Genomic DNA, 17009 nt, shown 5'->3' with positions numbered 1-17009 from the left:
ACCAAGGTTGATGTTTCAATTTTTTATGAATTTTATGAATTAGTCTGAATCCAGTAACCCCTTTAACTTAGAAAGAGATTCAAACGCTTTTTGTTTATACCTGTCGTCCTCTATCAGTCGAAATAAAATTCCCTCGGTTTCACTGAGCGTTCGTTCATGTTGTTGCCCGCATTTACCTAACAATTCTATAGCATAGTTCACAACTTCATCGTTGTATTTATTGTAGTTATTTAGCAAAGCCCGCAATCTTCGTAGTAATTCATCTGGTGGAAACTCGTGATGATTCTCCAAGGCTGCTAGACAAATATAAGGTCTATCCTCTAGAGCATCGCGCAGAATATCTAACTTTTCTCCAGACAGGTGCAGCTTCAACTTAAACGCCTCAGATGCTAGTTCATCGTCGGTAGCATCTTGACTGATACAATTATCAATCCATTTGTTTACATCAGATTTGAATCGGCGGTGACAGTCATTTTCTAGCAAATAGTCAATCAAAGCCTTCCCTAACAGCCACTTTATCTCTTTATTTAATCTCTGACTATTGGCTTTTGGTTTTTTAGTGACTAATCTTCCCCACCAAGAATTATTAGCAGGAGTCGCAAACTCCAATAGTCTTTTTACCTGTGACTGATTCCTAATTTTAAAAATCAGAAAGACTATAGAGTTTAATAAAGTATCATCTTCAATTCGATTATTTTCCAGATAATTCAGCACGGTTTGACCTAAATCACGCTTACCCTTAAGTTCAATATTTTGAATCTGGCTGATGTTATAGATTGACTTGATAATAGTAACCTGAATTTCTGGATCTACTTGAGAACTCTTAAGCTTTGATGATAAGTCATCAAAGCAATTTTCACTATCAAGTTCTTTCAATGTGACAATTACCTGTTCTCTTAAGAGTGGTGATAAATTGATAGATTCTTCCTTGACATAATCACATAAAAATTCTATATCTAATTTCTCTTTTTCTTGTTTATTCAAATATTCCCTTCCTATTCTTACCAAAGTTGTCAATATTTCTTCTTGTAGTTTTCGCTCCTGAGAATTGCATATCAGATCGATTATATCTTCTAATACTGAAGTATCTTGCTGATACCTAAAGAACCGAACAGCCGATGCGACAATAGCTGTATTATCTTGCCTTAGCATTGATTTTGCATAATTTCGCATATCCTCTGGGGCGGCAAATTTAATAGCATCGAGCAATATCTCAACCTGTAATGCGTTGGCGTTAGCCAACTGAAGCCGATGCCAAAACATATTTATGACTTCCGGGAAAACATTGCTATAGTCAGGAGGATTACCCAATTCCCTCAAAATTATCACTTGCAGCCATATCGGAAGTTCGGGTTGTTCTAGCTGCTCCAGCAGTATATTAATATAATCGAGTAGGTTACTACATGCTAATTGTTTGACAAGCTCTTTTATCAGATCGTTCTCTTCTTCCTCAATCAAATCACCAAAGATATTTTTAATTTTTTCTTTAGCTTCGTTATTTCTAGTAGCAATCAACGCACCAATCGCCGCAAAAAATAGCTCTGGTTTTTTTTCATCTTCTAGGTAAATATCGATCATTTCACCCAAGAGCTTTACAGATTGATTTGTCGCGATTTCTCCCAAAGCTGCTAGGGCTGATTTTTGGCGACGATCACTTCTACCAGGATCTAGCTCATTGTCTATAAAGCTAAATACCGTGGCACCTCCCAGAGCTTTCAATCGCCGCCACGCCTGATCTCGTTGTAATTCGTAAGGAGAGTTACAATATATCTCCCTTAGCCTCTCAAATAGTTTATTATATAAAAAATGGTTATGTTCACTAATTTCTTCATCTGTAACTACTTCTATTAGACAATCAACAGCCATCATTGTGCCGATAGCAAAAGTGCTACGATCTTCATCAATAAGCTGTTCTAATAGTTCGTAGTCTTGGCTCAAATTGTAGTATCTAACAATAACTTGAAACCACCAAGAAGGGTTAGCAATTGCCGCGTTGATCAGTTCTAATTTATTAGATTCTTGATCGCCATAGTACGAGGCAACAAAAAACTCCTGAAATGTGAAATGAATAAACTCACATCTTTCATCAGATATCTCTATTAAACCTATGTCTTCTACTAGAAAATTTAGATAAGAATTAGCCTCCTTTTCGTTTAAATCTAGTTGTCGTGAAAGCTTTTTAATAACATCAATAATTACTTCTTTAAGCTCTGTCTTAATTTTTCTTTCATGAAGATGCTGAGCGATATACTGGCAATACTTATATCGCTGATTTTCAGGAATGAGGTTACTACCGCGCCTTTTGGGACGCTCTTTAATTAAGTGGTCTGCGAACAGTTTAACATTCAAGTTAGACGGTAGTTCAAGTGCGTTTTTCAAGTAGCCTACCGTCATGTATAACAACAGCGGGTTACTTAGTATAGTTTTAGTTTTAGAATTACTTTTTATTTGTTCTTCTAACTTGTTAGTTTTTTCCTCTCCAAGTAAAGGTTTACGAGCCCGAACATATTCTATAATTTGATTTTCTTCTAGTTCAAGCAATTCATTAGTGTAAGAATATCTTTGTAGTTGGTATTGTTTGGCAATCGCTGAACGGCAAGTAATCAGACTATTACCATTAGAATAGTTCGTAACCGAGTCAATACTATCCCACACTCGTTTGCGAGTCTGGTCGTTACCGATTTCATCTAAAGCATCCAGTAATAATAAATATTTTCCTTCCCTTAGATTCTCCTCTATTTCTTGAGGACTACGCGGGAAAAAGAAATTCTTTGTGAGAACTTCAGAAATGTAATTATGGAGGTTATAAGGTTGAGAGTTAACATAAGAATCTGCATCTTCCTGTTCTGCATATTTATAGGCGTAGTCTGCCAGTTTAATAAAAACGGGAATCCTCCATTTTTGAAAGTTTTGTTTCGATGCCTCCTCGCGGGCGAACCTTACCCCAATCATTTGCAGTAATGTACTTTTACCAAATCCTGGACTACCAGTGATGATTAACCTAGTTTGCTGATTTTCTGACCGTACCCGCTCGTATATTTTATTAAATGTTTGCTCTTTGCTTAATTTTGGTTCGATGTATAAAGCACTCAAAGACTGTTTATCATCTTCTACGCTTTGATCGCGTAGCTGCATGAAATCATCTATTTGGTCGTACTTTTTAATGAAATCGTTTAAATACTTTTCAATTTTCCGGTTATGTGTAGCAGTATTTGATAATTGTAGCTCAGTTGAATTATCGCCATCCGGTGGTAGTGGTGTTTGTAAAGAACGAAGTGCTGTCAATGCTTCTTGTGCATTTTGGTAGCGATTTTGAAACTCATAGCACACCATTTTTTCTAACACCTTGGCAAAGGAATCGCTGACAGAGACGCGATCGCGCCAGATCACTGCGGCTGTCTTCTGGTCTTTGGGTAGTGAATCAGGCATTTCCCTAGTCAAGGCTTCAATTCCCAACATTCCCACTGCATAGACATCGTTGTATGGTCTAGAAATTCCATTCCACTGTTCAGGAGACCTATAGCCTTTAGTCCCAACAGCGGTAGCCCTCGTCTGCTTCGTCTGCTCATCGACCGCAACTACCTCTTTAACTATGCCAAAGTCAATTAGGACAAGCTTTCCATCTTTCTTTCGCCGCATGATATTTGAAGGCTTGATATCCCGATGGATAACATTATTTTGATGGACAAATTCTAATATCTCCAGAATCTCCTGCAATAATCCGATGACTCCTGTCTCACTCCATTGTTCATTTGCATAAATTTCATCATTCAGTTCATGTCCATCTATAAATTCCATAACTATATAAAACTGTTCATTTTTTTGAAAGTAAGCGAAAAGACTGGGGAGTTGGTTATGTCTTTCTCCCAAGCGTTCCAAAGTTTGTGCTTCTCTTTCAAAAAGGTTAAAAATGTTTGGGTTTATTGGTTTTAGTGACTGAAGTTGTTTGACAACACAGTTAGGCTTACTTGGTTTATATTGATCTTTAGCTAAATAGGTTATGCCACAACCTCCGCGTCCCAATTCCTCAATAATTTTGTATCGCTCATTCAGGATTTGTCCAATCATGCTAGAGTAAATCAGATTATTTAATTTAATAAGCTACATGAGATGTGTTCATGGTGCAAGCACAAAAACTCTGCTTAAGTATAACAAATAGCTGTCCTGCCTGTGGAGGAGAAGTGGAGGCAGTATAGCAAGCAGCGCCAAAAATTCAACAATAGGACTTACGCAAAGGCTTTATATGTAGGGTGCGTTACGCTACACTAACGCACCTTAACCAATATATATGGTGTAGCTGCGTAAGTTCTGAACAAGTAGCGGAGTTAGTAGAGCAACCGATCATACCTCCTGGAAAATTTCCGTAGACTGATTTGATGACACTGACTGGTGTTCTAGGTTTTGAGTTTCCATTCCTAGGATTGGATAGAGGCATTACCAGAAAGCGCGATCGCAAGATACTAACAGCTACTATTCCTCCGCACCCCCGCACACCTGCTTCCCCTGCTTCCCCTGCTTCCCCTGCTTCCCCTGCTTCCCCTGCTTCCCCTGCTTCCCCTGCTTCCCCTGCTTCCCCTGCTTCCCCTGCTTCCCCTGCTTCCTCTGGTTCCCCTGCTTCCTCTGGTTCCCCTGCTCCCCCTGCTTCCCCTGCTCCCCCTGCTCCCTCTGGTTCCCCTGCTCCCCCTACTCCCCCTGCTCCCCCTGCTCCCCTACTTTACTCCTTCCCGCCAGCGCCGGGATGTTCTCGCCCAGGAACACTCTCCAGTGCTGTCAGCGCCGCTTGCGAACCTGCCAGAATATCCCGTTCTTCACCGCCCAAATAGAGGCGTCCAAAACTGCCAACAGCGGAAATTTGCAAGATATTAATTAAGGCGGCTTTCTCCGCTTCATTAGCGGCTAAAGCAGCATAAGCGGCTGGTGCGACTTCTAAAACATAAAGGGTTTGTCCTGCCAAAATCATCTGTCCCCGTCTGGTGCGATTAATCAGTTGAGTTTGGTGGGGGTCAATATTGCGAATAATTTGGCTAGAGACAACTCGCGGTTTAAGACGTTCTCGTTCACCGACGCCTAGGGCGGCTAAAATCGCTTTCCCCGCCGCCCTGGTTTCGCCTTGTTTATTCGCATGGACTTCCAGAACCCCATAGAGTCGTTCCACCATCTGCACGGCGGGACGTACAGAGGTCGATTTGAGCGCCACATCGGTAATCCGGTTAATTTCGATACCGGGTGAGATTTCAATCCATAGCGACGTATCCCCAGGTAATGGCAAGAACCCTAGCGCCACTGTCCCCATATATGCCGCGTGCTGCGGCTGTAAACTATCGATATAGACATAGGATCGCAATTCTATCGCCAAGGTTATATTTCTCCGTAGATTGGGGTCATAAGGCTGGAATAAGCAACATTTGAGTTTACCTGAAAACGTTAGCGATCGCGATTTTTCCTGGAAAGTCGCCAAACCTAGTGCAAGAAGGCAGAAGTTTTCCAGCAGTATCCTGCAAGGGAAGGAGGAGTATGAAAGCCCCTCCAAAAATATATTTCGCTTCCCTCTCCTTGTAGGAGAAGCGTCGGGAGAGGTTCACGGAGGGTGTGGGAAGGGGTCTGATATCAAATCCGGTTAAACTAATCTCACTAAAAGCGGACTGGATTATAAAGGGGGTAGTAAACCTAGATAAGGACAAATGACAAATCGCCAAAATGCTAAAATCTTCTCCCAGCTTGCTAAATTACTCAATTCGGGTATAAATCTACAGCAAAGCTTAACCCTGGTGGGAAATGATTTAAACCCAGCCGTTAAACGCTATTTACAAAAAGTCAGTCTCGCCGTAGGTTCGGGTCAAGATTTCGCCACCGCCTTAACCTGTGAACGCCGTTATTTTAACCGTTGGACGATTAGCTTAATCCGTTTAGCTGAATATAGCGGTTCTCTCCCCCAAACCTGTCAAATGCTAGCCGAAGATGCTGAAGTGCAAGCGAGACAAGAACGATTATATGGGTCGGTAAAACGTTCAGCCATAGCGACAATTTGGGGATTTTTGGTGTTAACGGCGGCTATTTTTAACCCCAATGCAACAGGAATTATTAAACCAGAGTTTTGGTTAAGAGGATTCGCGATCGCACTGCTATTATGGGTGATGATCGTCCTAGTGTCTCGCTTTTCCAGTCCCTTGTGGCTGCAACTGGTGAGACGATTACCTATTTTCGGGAAAATCGTGCAGGCGCGATCGCTCCTCTATCTGGCTAAGTTACGATTACCGTTAAGTTGTGGGGTTTCCATCCTCACCGCCTTGGATTTACTGCGAGAACATATCCCAGATACAGTGATGAAAGGCAAACTCTCTTGGGCTAGACGGCGCGTTCGCATGGGTCAACCCTTGAGTCAGAGTCTCCAGGGTAAATTACCCGCAACAGCGCTACAGATGATTAGCACCGGGGAAGACAGCGGAACCTTGGATCAGACGCTGGAAAGCTTAGCCCAACACTATGACAGCGAATTGGAACAACGACTGCGATCGCTACAGGTTAGTTTACGACTTTTAAGCCTGGTGGTGATGGGCAGTTTGGTGGCGGTGGTGGGTGTGCGAGGGATATCGGTACTGCTGGATTCATTCCCGGAGTGAATGTTTCAACGCAGAGGTTCGCAGAGGGAAGCGCAGAGGTACGCAGAGGGTTTTGGAAGATTGGCTCAAAAGCGCGATCGCATAGTTTGAGGTCAAGAACTGTATAGTCCTAGAATAGTCAGGTGTTGTTGAGTTTTTTTATTCCTAATTTTAAAATGAGGGGATTATGTATATTAACCAAATCATAATACATAATATTCGTTCAATCCAGTCTTTGTCTTGGGATATCAATTTCAAATGTGCTGGATGGCATGTCATTATTGGTGATAACGGTTCTGGTAAATCATCCTTATTACGTTCTGTTGCTCTAGCACTGGTAGGACCGACTGAAGCCGTTGCTTTGCGGCAAAACTGGAATGATTGGTTGACTCAAGAGCAAAAAGAAGGAACTATCCGGCTTGACTTATCCTATGACAGTGATTTTGATAAATTTTCTGGAAGAGGTAGACTTATGGTAAATTACTTATTACCAGTTCGCTTAATGATATTACAACAAAGAAATGATGTCATTATAAAGCCTAATAAGGTGGATGATTTTGATCCAACGCGATGTATATGGGGTGGTAAGTCCGGCTGGTTTTCGGCTGGCTTTGGTCCCTTTCGACGCTTCAGGGGCGGCGATAAAGATTATGATAAGCTTTTCTACTCTAATCCTAAATTAGCTGCACACTTATCGTTGTTTGGTGAAGATGTGGCTCTAACTGAATGTTTACAGTGGCTTCAAGATTTACAATTTAAGAAACTGGAAGGTGATCCAGAAGGTAACTTGATTGATTCAGTGAAAGAGTTTGTCAATCAAAGTAAATTTTTGCCGCATCAAGCACGTCTAGAACATGTTTCCTCTAAAGGTGTTGAATTTGTTGATGGCAATGGTTGTCGATTGCCAGTTGAGGAATTGAGTGATGGGTATCGCTCAATTTTAAGCCTAACCTTTGAACTGATTCGCCAACTTACTCGAGTTTACGGCTATGAATCTATTTTTGATCCCAATGACAAAACAAAAATTATTCCTCCTGGTGTTGTCCTCATCGATGAAATTGATGCTCACCTTCATCCTACCTGGCAACGGCGAATCGGGATTTGGTTTCGAGAACATTTTCCCAATCTTCAATTTATTGTCACAACCCATAGTCCTCTAATTTGCCAAGCCGCAACCGTGGGAAAATTATTTATATGCTTGCGGTCAATGTAATGGCGGCAAAAATAATAAGTACGCTGTTTTTTCGGATAAAACGGGTCAACTGAGGGAAATTGCGCGAAGACGGGGCGCTCCGGTAGTGGAGCCAGAACAGGGAGAGCCAGTCCTTATCGATCCGCGAAAGGAAGATCCGATGGATTTTCTGGAAATTGACTTAATTGATACGTTCTATTTTTTGCCTAGATATTCTCTAGATTCAAAAGGTTATCAACGAGCAGACTATACGATTGATGTATTACGCTTAAATGACCGAGACTATCTAGTCGAAGCTAGAAAAGAAGCGTTCTACAACTATCGGGCAAGATTGGGTGAATATATTAAGAAAAAGGAAACAGACACCCCTTCAGAGCAACTCAATCCTATGATTACAGCATTACAAAGAATGCAACATCCCACAATTTGGAAAGAAATGCAGCGTCAGCAACAGTTGCTCCCAGAGTTGAAAAAGTTATTTGAGTTAGCGCCAGAAGCACTCACTTGGTAGAAAGTAAAAAGGTTAATGAGGCTTGCAAAATAACTACAGGTATAATAAATTTATTACACAGTCTGGCATAATATAAAGGCTATTAGACAAAGGACAAAAAACAAAGGGCAAATGACAAATGACAAATGCCCCTGTATCTGTTGTTAGCAATTGATTATCCGATCGCGTCTTGGGGTTGCTGCTGTACCAGTTCCTGCAATTTGTCGCGATGTTCCTTCGCCTCTGTATTGTTTGGGTTAATACGTAGGGCTTCATCAAAGGATGCGATCGCGTCATGATACCGTTCCAGCAGGGCGAGGGCGATTCCCCGGTTATACCAGCCCACCTCACTATCAGGCTCAAGTTCTAACATCCGATCATAAGAGTTCAAGGCGTCTGCGTAACGATCTAAACGCAGTAAAGCATTCCCTCGCTTAAACCAGCCACCCACATCATCTGGCATCAGTTGTACTACTCGGTCATAAGTGGCAAAAATTTCCCAATCATCCCCGTCTAAGTTTTCGAGAATAATGCCCTTGTTATACCAAGCATTAGCATTCTCTGGATTAATTAATAACACCCGTTCAAAAGCTTTGAGAGCGGTATTATTTTGCTCCATTTCAAGCAACGCCAGACCGCGCATGAACCAACCTGGCTCACTATTTGGATTAATGCGGACGACTTCGGCAAATGACGTTTCTGCTTCTGGATAACGTTCTAATTCAACCAGGATATAACCGCGATTGAACCACGCCCGTTCGTAGTCTGGATCGATGCGAACAGCTTGATCATAAGCCTCTAATGCCTCTTGATCACGTTCTAGCCGTCCCAGGGTAATTCCCCGATGGAACCAAGCCCAATCACTGTTAGGATTTACTTTCAAGGCTTGATCATAAGCAGCGAGGGCATTTTCAGGTTTGCCTGTATCATCCAAAGCCATACCTAAGCCGACCCAAGCCCCAACTAAACTAGGATCGAGTTCCGTCGCTTGATTGAACGCTGTAACGGCTTCTGGATACTTCTCCAAGCCATATAGAGCAAACCCGCGACCCATCCAAGCCTCAGCACTTTCCCCATTGATTTCAATCGCTTGGTCATAAGCTTTAACGGCTTCAGCATAGTTTCCGGCTTGGATTAAAGACATTCCTTTATTGAGCCAGTTGACCAACTCTCTAGACGGAGTTTGAGCAATCTGAGGATTTTCCAGTTCCAGCATATAAGGATTTGGTGTACCCTCTGGACTGTACCGTAGAGTCGCTAGGGCAGAGGTTGAGGTGGAGACACTTGCTAAGAGAGTAACAACGGCTGTCAGTCCAATGTGCTTGAGTTGCATGGTAGATATCCTTGATATATCGCTTTCAATGGCATCTATCTCTCAAGACTGAGATCTTATGCACAATTTGAGCAAAGATGCAGGGGAGCAGGGGTGCAGAGGTGCGGGGGTGCAGGGGGTAGAGGAGATGAGGAAGAATTTCCCCAATCCTAATGAACAATGAACAATGAACCATGAACCCTAAAAAATATATAATCCGCCTCAGCCATAAGATAGGCTGTATCTGGACAGACGTAGCACCGTGATGACCAGCGCTTACATCCTGATCGTGGCAATATTACTGTTGGGAGGAGTCCTCGCAACTTTAGGCGATCGCATTGGTACGAAAGTCGGCAAGGCGCGGCTGAGTTTATTTAACTTACGTCCTCGTAAAACGGCGACGGTGGTGACGATTATGACGGGATGTTTGATTTCTGCCTCAACTTTGGGTATTCTCTTCGGTCTGAGTGAATCCCTGCGGGAAGGGGTGTTTCAACTGGATAACATTCTGCGACAACTTAGACATGCGCGTCGGGATGTGGAAGTTGTTAATGCCCAGAAACAACAAGTAGAGGGCGAACTGGCTAAAACTAGAGCCGAGCAAGCCAAAGTGCAACAACGTCTGGATGAACTGAACAGCAATTTCCAGAAGGCTCAAGCTCAACTGCGAGATATCTCAAAACAGGCAAGTAATCTACGTTCAGAAATTCAGTCACTCTTGGCTGAACGTGAGCAGTTAATTGAGCAACGAAATCAACTTAATGCAGACATTAGCCAGCTTAAAGAGTTAGTGGCTCAACGGGATCAGGAACTGGAGGAAACCAGCCAGCAACTGGCGCTAAAAAACCAGCAACTTGAGCAGAGAAATCAGCAACTTGAGCAAAGAAATCAGCAACTGAGGGAAAAAGAGCAGGAACTTGCCCAAAAAGATAACGTGATTGAAACCATGGCTGAGCGGGAAGCTCGTCTTCAGGAGGCGATCGCCCAACGGGAAGCCCGTCTTCAAGAACTGCAAGCCGAACTCCAAGAGGCGATCGCTCAACGGGAAGTTCGCTTGGCTCAACTGGAAGAGGAACTTGCCCAACGGGAACTCCTCATCGCCCAACGCAACCAACAACTACAAGAGCAAGAACAACAACTGGCATTTTTAGAACGGCAAGTCGATATTCTGGAGCAGTATTATCAGAACTATCAAGCCCTGCGTCAGGGTAATGTGGCAATTTTACGCGGTCAAGTGCTGGCATTTGGCGTGGTGCGTATTGTTGAACCGTCAGCCGCATCTGAGGCGGTTAATCAACTCCTGCGGGAAGCCAATCGAACCGCCACAGAAATTATTTTGCCCGGATCTGAGGAACTGAAGGAACCCCTGATTCAAATTACAAAAGCCCAAGCCGAACAGTTAATCGAGCAAATTCAAGATGGTGAAGACTATGTGGTGCGAATTCTCTCCGCCGGAAACTATGTGGTTGGGGAAAAGCCGATTCAAGCCTTTGCTGATGCAGCGCTCAATCAAATGGTGTTTGAACCGGGGGAGGTGTTAGCTGCTGTTTCTATTGATGCTTCAACCTTGACAAATAAGGCAGTACAACAGCGCATTGACCAGTTACTCGCCGCCTCTCAATTTCGCGCCCGTCGCGCTGGAGTTCTCGGTCCGATTCAAGTTGCCGATGGTGATCCGTCTACCCTGATTCGCTTTATAGAACAGTTAGCCGAATCTGAGCAACCTCTGGCGGTGAGAGCGATCGCCCAAGACCAAACCTCTACAGCCGGACCATTGAAAATGCAGTTAGTCGCGATTCAGAATGGACAAATCGTTTTTACCACTTAAGATGAATGTCACTGACTTAGGTTGGGTTCGTAGTAGGCACGAAGCGTGCCAGAAGCGCTTTAGCGCTTACTACAAACTCTAAAGTCATATCATGTCCTAACGATTACCCATAATTGCAATACTGTAGCAACAAAGGTTTTAGGCGTTTTTATTAGGGGTGTTTGACCGGACATGATATGACCAACGTTTTAACCTTGCCAAGCTACAACGGCTTAAAAAGGACGAATGACAAATGACGTAGCTTGCTTCTCGCGAAGCGAGTTCTCCACCGTTAACTTTTATTGTGTCCACCTGCTTACTGATGCATTTTTCCATCTGGCAAAACCGCGCCTGTGAGTACGGCAGCTTTAAAATTAGCCCCCATGACAATTGCCCCGCGCAGATCAGCAACCATCAAAATTGCCTTGGAGACATCAGCGCGAATTAAACAGGCTTGAGAGAGATCAGCGCCTCTCATATCAGCCCCTTGTAGGATTGCCCCAATTAAATCTGCATTCTTTAAGCTTGCCCAATGTAAAATAGCTTGGTGCAGCATCGCACCGTGTAAATCCGCTTGATAAAGACAGGCTTGAGCAAGATTGGCAAACATCAAGCTAGCTTCCCGCAGATGCGCTTCTGTCAAATTCGCACGTTTTAAGTTACATTCAATCAACGTGGCTCTGACTAACTCAGCCGCCGTTAAATTGGCATCGTTGAGTTCAGCTTTGCTTAAATTAGCGACGCTTAAGTTGGCTTGACTCAGATTGGCTTCGCTCAGGTTTGATCCTTTTAAACTAGCGCCACTGAGATTAGCACCACTCAAATCGCTGCGCCTCAGATTCGCCCCATTGAGAATTGCTTCAGTCAGATAGGCTCCCCGGAGTTCAACTCCCTCAAAATCTCGCTCTCCGGCAGCATAACCCTTTAGCAATTCAGCAGCATCCATAAAAATTCCCAGGTCTTAGCCTCTCGCTAACGTTCTAATTCATCAGTGGTTTGAGGCAGTTGCACCTGGTTGGGATGGGATTATCCTCGATTTACCTAGTATGAATAGAATAATCAGGATAACTTACATGAGTCACGATATGCACCCAAACTAGATATCATACTCTATTCGGACTCCTGTATGATACCGTGTCAACTAAGTAGTCGGACACAATTCAAGTTGAGCATTAGGACAAGGGAACAGGGAACAGGGAACGGGGAACAGTAAGGATTTGATGCTAGTTAATATTTCTTAGCACAGCGGACAGAATTTATGTCCAGGTACTTAGAAGATAAAAATCAGTTGAAGCCGCCACTCTTTACCCTGGCGAATGAGTTGGACTTGTCGAATAAATTCTCGAAAGTAAAATCGGCGCTCAGATTCCGATAAATCTGACCAGAATTGGGGAATGGATACGGTTTGTGCGATCGCGCCTAAATTCACAGGGGGTAGGGAAGCAAGCTGGGAAAGGAGTTGAGACTGTTCGGTGCGAAGCTTATAGGCGCGAAGCTGGGCGGTTTCAGTATCCAGAACACCTGTGGCGGTTAAGTGGTTAAGCTGGTCTAATACCCCTTTTTGCTCAGCAATTTTGCTCTTCAGAGATTGCTTGACCTCATCCAAGTTGGGCAGGTTTATCCCGGCTACGGCACGGGGTAACTCTTGACAAATGGTTTGAATTGTGGAGTCTAAAACCTGCTGGTAGGGAATCGCACGACATTTAGGGCGCTTGGGACAGTTAACCGGACGCAGGTAAAGATATTTCCAGGTTTGGCGGGGGCGAGTGACACTGGTAACACTCATCTGAGATTGACAGTCACCACAGACGACTAAACCCGCTAAGGAACGCGGGGCGCTGGCAGTTCGAGACGGGAGGCGACGGTTGCGACGCAGCAAACGGTCAATTTGGGCGGCTTCTTCGCGGTTGAGAATCGGGCTATGGGTGTCACAGATCACTTCTCCGTCGCGATAGGCGAGATCACCCCGATAGACGGGGCTGGTTAACCAACGCTTACCCGTTGCCACAGAGATTTTTTTACTATACTTTTTTTCCAGATACCGCACCGCACCGCGTAATGAGCCGTACAGCAGAAATTGGTCAAAAAAATCCTTGACTAACGGGGCGGTACTGCGATCCAGAATATAGCGGTCTTTGCCCCGTCGGTAGCCGTAGGGGGCTTTTCCCGGTGGAGGTAAGGCATTGAGGCGATTACGGGCATGTCCTTGGCGCAGGCGGCGAGAACTGGCTTCTTGCTGGACTTCACTGAGGAGTTGGAGTAAGTTGGTTTGGCAGTTGGTGTCATGGGAACAGTAGGATTGTTCGGTTGCCATAACAATGACGCCTAGGGCTTGGATTTGAGTGAGGCGATCGCTCACTTGGGTAATAGAGTCGCCGAGTTCCTCTAAACGGCGGATCAGCAGATAATCAGTCGGTTCAGTTTGACAGTCAGCAATGAGTTGTCGCCACTGTTGACGCCCACCCAAATCTTGATAGACGTAATCCACCTCCCACCCCCAGATAACTGGATCTGGAGGAGATTCTAAGAGGGGATCAGTGTAGAGGTAGGCAACAATTCGCATTTTTGACCCTTCGCAACGCTTTTCGGACATGGCTTGTAGGGGCGGGTTTCACCGATAACGCTCTGGCTCAACGACTAACTTAACTAAACCCGCCCTGACCGATCCTTCTCAAGGGAACCTGGTTTTGAATAATGACGAATGACAAAGGACAAATGACTAAACTTGACTCAGTTCAATAATGTTACCATCGGGGTCTTGGGTGAACAAAGCCGCACGACCCGACGCGCTCATTTGGATCGGGCAGTTATGTTCCAATAGCTTGGTTTTGGTGTCATCTAAGTTAGCAATCGAGAAGGCGACGTGAGGATTGCGCCCCCATTTTTCTGAGTTTTGCAGTTGAGTTGAGAGCGTGGTGTCAACGATGAGGTGGAGTTGAACATCGCCAATCTGATACCAGACACCTGGATATTTTAGCGATCGCTCGACTTTCGGTAACCCTAAGATGTTGCCATAAAAGTGTTCGGCTCTCTCCAGGTTAGAGACGAGAATAGCTGTATGGAGACATTGGGTAATTTGCATGGCGAGTTAGCTGTTGAATGCGATTCTAGCTTTCATTGTGACGGATAGTCGGGTTAATGCCATTGTCTATAAACTGAATGGCACGCTCCTTAAGCAGAATGTCGCCAACTTGGACGCCAGCAAATAAATGTCCGCGTCAAAGCTCAAGTAAGAATTGAGCTTACTAGGTAAGTCTTTCAACCCGTTTTAACGGGTTTAAGCTTTTAGCCCGTAGACGCGGAGCGGCTTCTCTTAGAGTACTTTTAGTTCAGGGCTGTAAATTTGGCGTTCAGAAACTCCGATGCGCCTTCCTAGCTCAGAGCGAGTCAGTTTAGCCGCTTCTCTGAGAAGCCTTAATTCAGATTTCCCTTCGTTGAGATCACTCATTATCCGCCGATTGAGATTTAGGTATACCAAACTCGTCTGGCATATCCTCCAAACTCCATTTCAGCAGCCGACAAAGGGCTTTAACTTCACGGGGAGTCATCTTTGGCTCATATATGCCTGTCTCCCAGTTGCTAATGGTTTGATCCGTCTTTCCTAGAGCTAGGGCAATGTCTCTTTGAGTTAAGCCTAGTTCCTCTCGCCGTTTTCTTAAGCGTGACTCTCGATCTTGCTGTCGTTCTTCCTTCATGTTGTCCAAACAATATTATCCAAGCAGGCTTGACAAAAATATTCCAAGTATGCTTGGATAAGAAGTGTGGGATAAATAAGCAGGCGATCTAAAAGCCAAAGTCTGGAGCTTTTGTCTCCAGAGCTTCCCAGATGCCTGTCCATTTCTCAGTGTCTTATAGAATCGTCATTCTACCAATACTTTACCAGTGACCAGTGGTCGCTCACTCTGTTATGTCTTCTGTTTCAGCTTTCAATCACTCCCAGGCTCTAGACTCTAGGTGCTGTGCTTTATGGCGGCTATTAGCTCATCAAGGGTGCAGTTCAACACCTCCATCAACAGCTTCGTTTGCTCAAACGTCAGCTTAGGCTCAACCGAACCTTTTTCCCAAATGGAGATTGTCTTTTGCGTCACTCCGATGGCACTGGCAAGTTCTTGCTGAGTTAAGCCAGCTCTTTGCCGCAATTTCGTTAGTGTGAGTCGAGCATTTTTTTCAGGCATTATACTTTAGAGTATATTGTGGCAAGCAATATACTCAGACATTATCAGCAGATTGCGATCGCGGTGGTGCTAAGTCATCAGGCAAATCATCAATCGTCCACTGCAATACTCGACAAAGTGCTTTTACTTGCGGCAAGGTCAGCTTGGCTTCCCTGTACCGTCCCGTTTCCCAGTTACTTACAGTTTGCACAGATACATTGACAGCTACAGCCACATCCCTTTGAGTCAAACCCAACTGATCTCTGCGGCTTTTTAGGGGGGATTCCTGCTCTACCTCTTGTTTTTCGGTCATTTCAGCTTAAATATAATTCCCTTATATAAGCTGCTTGACATCTTGACTATAAGCAGCTTATATTAGGGATGGCATAACTAAAGGTTAGGTAATTGCAAAGCTGCTTTACAGCTCGTTAATTGCCCTCCCAATTTCAACACAACATCAAAGACCAGACAACTTAAACAGCTCCGTCAAGATACGGCGTGGCTGACTGGTCTTTCCTTTTCAGTGTCTCATCTTAACCAAATATCCATGAAAAAATCCCCAGCGACGGAAGCTCATCGCGTCGCCACAGATACTGCTGCCATAAAATCCGCCCTCCAACAACAGGGCTACACCACCCGCAAGCGACCCAAACAAGCCGCTTGGACAATTCTCAATCAGCGCGGAACTGGCAGAAAACCCCAGGAGTGCTATCTGCTGACCTATCAGCCTGCCCCTGTCAGCACCTGGATACTCCACCCCCAAACCAACGAACCTCACCGCCAAACTCTCTTGACTCTGATTCACACGGCTTTAGCCAAACAACCCACAACGAGGAAAATCTCATGAGTTATAAGGATCAACTCAAACCCTGGTGCATCGTTCATCGCCTTCCCAAACTGCAAAACGCGATTATCCTGCGCTGTCGCCGTCGCAGTGATGCCGAAGCCTACCTGCGTATCTTTCAAGCCAATAACCCCACAGCTAGTTATCAAATTGTATTTGACGTCACCCCAGAAGCCACAGCAAATCAGCGCCTAATCCTGAAATCTTACCGCTTCTAAAAACCTAGACAAACCTACCCGTAAGTAATTCTGCCTTGGTATAAGTCCACGGTGTAACTTTTGGTCGATAACCGTTAACGCAAAAGCTTGGCTGATACCCGGCGTTGTTGCTCGATATCAGCCTTAACCAACGGTTCCCAGTTAGAGACACTGTAATAATCGTGTCTACGATTGACTACAGGGCATCGACCAATAAAATTATTAAATTGATATAGAGCACTCCATACGTGCTTTCTCGGATTCACTCCGAGATAGGCGGACACAGAGCGCGGCAATCTCTCACTCTTATTCATGCCTCTTCTGGCAATTGCTAGGGCAGCTGCCACATCAGATGATAGTCCATACATCCGACTATATTTAACCAATCCAATCAAACTCGTGTAAGCTGGATTG

The 17009-nt window shown here is 44.4% G+C and carries 15 protein-coding genes and 1 pseudogene; 6 read left to right on the top strand and 10 right to left on the bottom strand.

All coding sequences use genetic code 11. The features are described 5' to 3' along the window. Positions 1-39: 39 nt before the first annotated feature. Both RIC07_RS03240 and RIC07_RS03235 read right to left on the bottom strand, forming a co-directional pair. Positions 40-4068: a protein kinase domain-containing protein gene (locus tag RIC07_RS03240; protein WP_446393251.1), complete on the bottom strand. Its 4029-nt coding sequence runs from the start codon at positions 4066-4068 to the stop codon at positions 40-42. Positions 4069-4714: 646 nt separating this feature from the next. Then, positions 4715-5356, bottom strand: a complete 642-nt coding sequence (locus RIC07_RS03235) for a hypothetical protein (protein WP_044204270.1) — start codon at positions 5354-5356, stop codon at positions 4715-4717. A gap of 325 nt (positions 5357-5681) precedes the next feature. Here RIC07_RS03235 and RIC07_RS03230 point away from each other — a divergent pair, with 325 nt between their 5' ends. The 3 genes from RIC07_RS03230 to RIC07_RS03220 all read left to right on the top strand — a co-directional run bounded on the left by RIC07_RS03230 (position 5682) and on the right by RIC07_RS03220 (position 8302). After that, a complete protein-coding gene (locus tag RIC07_RS03230; protein ID WP_446393250.1) occupies positions 5682-6620 on the top strand; it encodes a type II secretion system F family protein in 939 nt (312 codons plus the stop codon). Positions 6621-6786: 166 nt separating this feature from the next. Next, on the top strand, positions 6787-7812 hold the full coding sequence (locus RIC07_RS03225) for an AAA family ATPase (RefSeq protein WP_446393249.1): 1026 nt from the start codon (positions 6787-6789) through the stop codon (positions 7810-7812). Between the two features lie 139 nt (positions 7813-7951). Then, positions 7952-8302: a hypothetical protein gene (locus tag RIC07_RS03220; RefSeq protein ID WP_446393248.1), complete on the top strand. Its 351-nt coding sequence runs from the start codon at positions 7952-7954 to the stop codon at positions 8300-8302. 154 nt (positions 8303-8456) lie between these two features. Here RIC07_RS03220 and RIC07_RS03215 read toward each other — a convergent pair whose 3' ends face one another. After that, positions 8457-9614 carry a tetratricopeptide repeat protein gene (locus tag RIC07_RS03215; RefSeq protein ID WP_446393247.1) on the bottom strand — a complete coding sequence of 386 codons (1158 nt, stop codon included), beginning with the start codon at positions 9612-9614 and terminating at the stop codon, positions 8457-8459. 244 nt (positions 9615-9858) lie between these two features. On the opposite strand from RIC07_RS03215, the gene RIC07_RS03210 reads away from it, so the two are divergent. Further along, complete coding sequence (locus RIC07_RS03210) at positions 9859-11421, top strand: DUF3084 domain-containing protein (RefSeq protein ID WP_446393257.1); 1563 nt, start codon at positions 9859-9861, stop codon at positions 11419-11421. A gap of 295 nt (positions 11422-11716) precedes the next feature. Here the strand turns inward: RIC07_RS03210 and RIC07_RS03205 are convergent, their stop codons facing one another. The 6 genes from RIC07_RS03205 to RIC07_RS03180 all read right to left on the bottom strand — a co-directional run bounded on the left by RIC07_RS03205 (position 11717) and on the right by RIC07_RS03180 (position 15867). Beyond that, positions 11717-12346 (bottom strand): pentapeptide repeat-containing protein, encoded by a 630-nt coding sequence (locus RIC07_RS03205; RefSeq protein WP_446389165.1) that lies wholly within the window; start codon positions 12344-12346, stop codon positions 11717-11719. 324 nt (positions 12347-12670) lie between these two features. Further along, positions 12671-13963, bottom strand: coding sequence for a recombinase family protein (locus tag RIC07_RS03200; protein ID WP_446393246.1), 1293 nt, complete (start codon positions 13961-13963; stop codon positions 12671-12673). 156 nt (positions 13964-14119) lie between these two features. Further along, positions 14120-14482, bottom strand: coding sequence for a VOC family protein (locus tag RIC07_RS03195; protein WP_446393245.1), 363 nt, complete (start codon positions 14480-14482; stop codon positions 14120-14122). Between the two features lie 358 nt (positions 14483-14840). Continuing rightward, positions 14841-15095 (bottom strand): helix-turn-helix transcriptional regulator, encoded by a 255-nt coding sequence (locus tag RIC07_RS03190; RefSeq protein ID WP_446376679.1) that lies wholly within the window; start codon positions 15093-15095, stop codon positions 14841-14843. Between the two features lie 255 nt (positions 15096-15350). Next, positions 15351-15575 carry a helix-turn-helix transcriptional regulator gene (locus RIC07_RS03185; protein WP_446376681.1) on the bottom strand — a complete coding sequence of 75 codons (225 nt, stop codon included), beginning with the start codon at positions 15573-15575 and terminating at the stop codon, positions 15351-15353. A gap of 34 nt (positions 15576-15609) precedes the next feature. Further along, complete coding sequence (locus tag RIC07_RS03180; protein WP_006098025.1) at positions 15610-15867, bottom strand: helix-turn-helix transcriptional regulator; 258 nt, start codon at positions 15865-15867, stop codon at positions 15610-15612. 234 nt (positions 15868-16101) lie between these two features. Here RIC07_RS03180 and RIC07_RS03175 point away from each other — a divergent pair, with 234 nt between their 5' ends. Together RIC07_RS03175 and RIC07_RS03170 are read left to right on the top strand one after the other, a co-directional pair. After that, entirely contained in the window at positions 16102-16401 is a 300-nt protein-coding gene (locus RIC07_RS03175; protein WP_446393244.1) for a hypothetical protein, read from the top strand. Then, entirely contained in the window at positions 16398-16616 is a 219-nt protein-coding gene (locus RIC07_RS03170; protein WP_446393243.1) for a hypothetical protein, read from the top strand. The genes RIC07_RS03175 and RIC07_RS03170 overlap by 4 nt, the downstream gene beginning before the upstream one ends. A 74-nt stretch (positions 16617-16690) precedes the next feature. On the opposite strand, the pseudogene RIC07_RS03165 reads toward RIC07_RS03170, so the two are convergent. After that, positions 16691-17009, bottom strand: a pseudogene (locus tag RIC07_RS03165) (hypothetical protein); the annotation flags it as partial.

It is taken from the genome of Coleofasciculus sp. E1-EBD-02 (assembly GCF_040218245.1).
In the GTDB taxonomy this organism is placed as follows: domain Bacteria; phylum Cyanobacteriota; class Cyanobacteriia; order Cyanobacteriales; family Coleofasciculaceae; genus Coleofasciculus.
The sequence above is the reverse complement of the archived record's forward strand: the minus strand, read 5'-3'. Positions and strand labels throughout refer to the sequence as shown.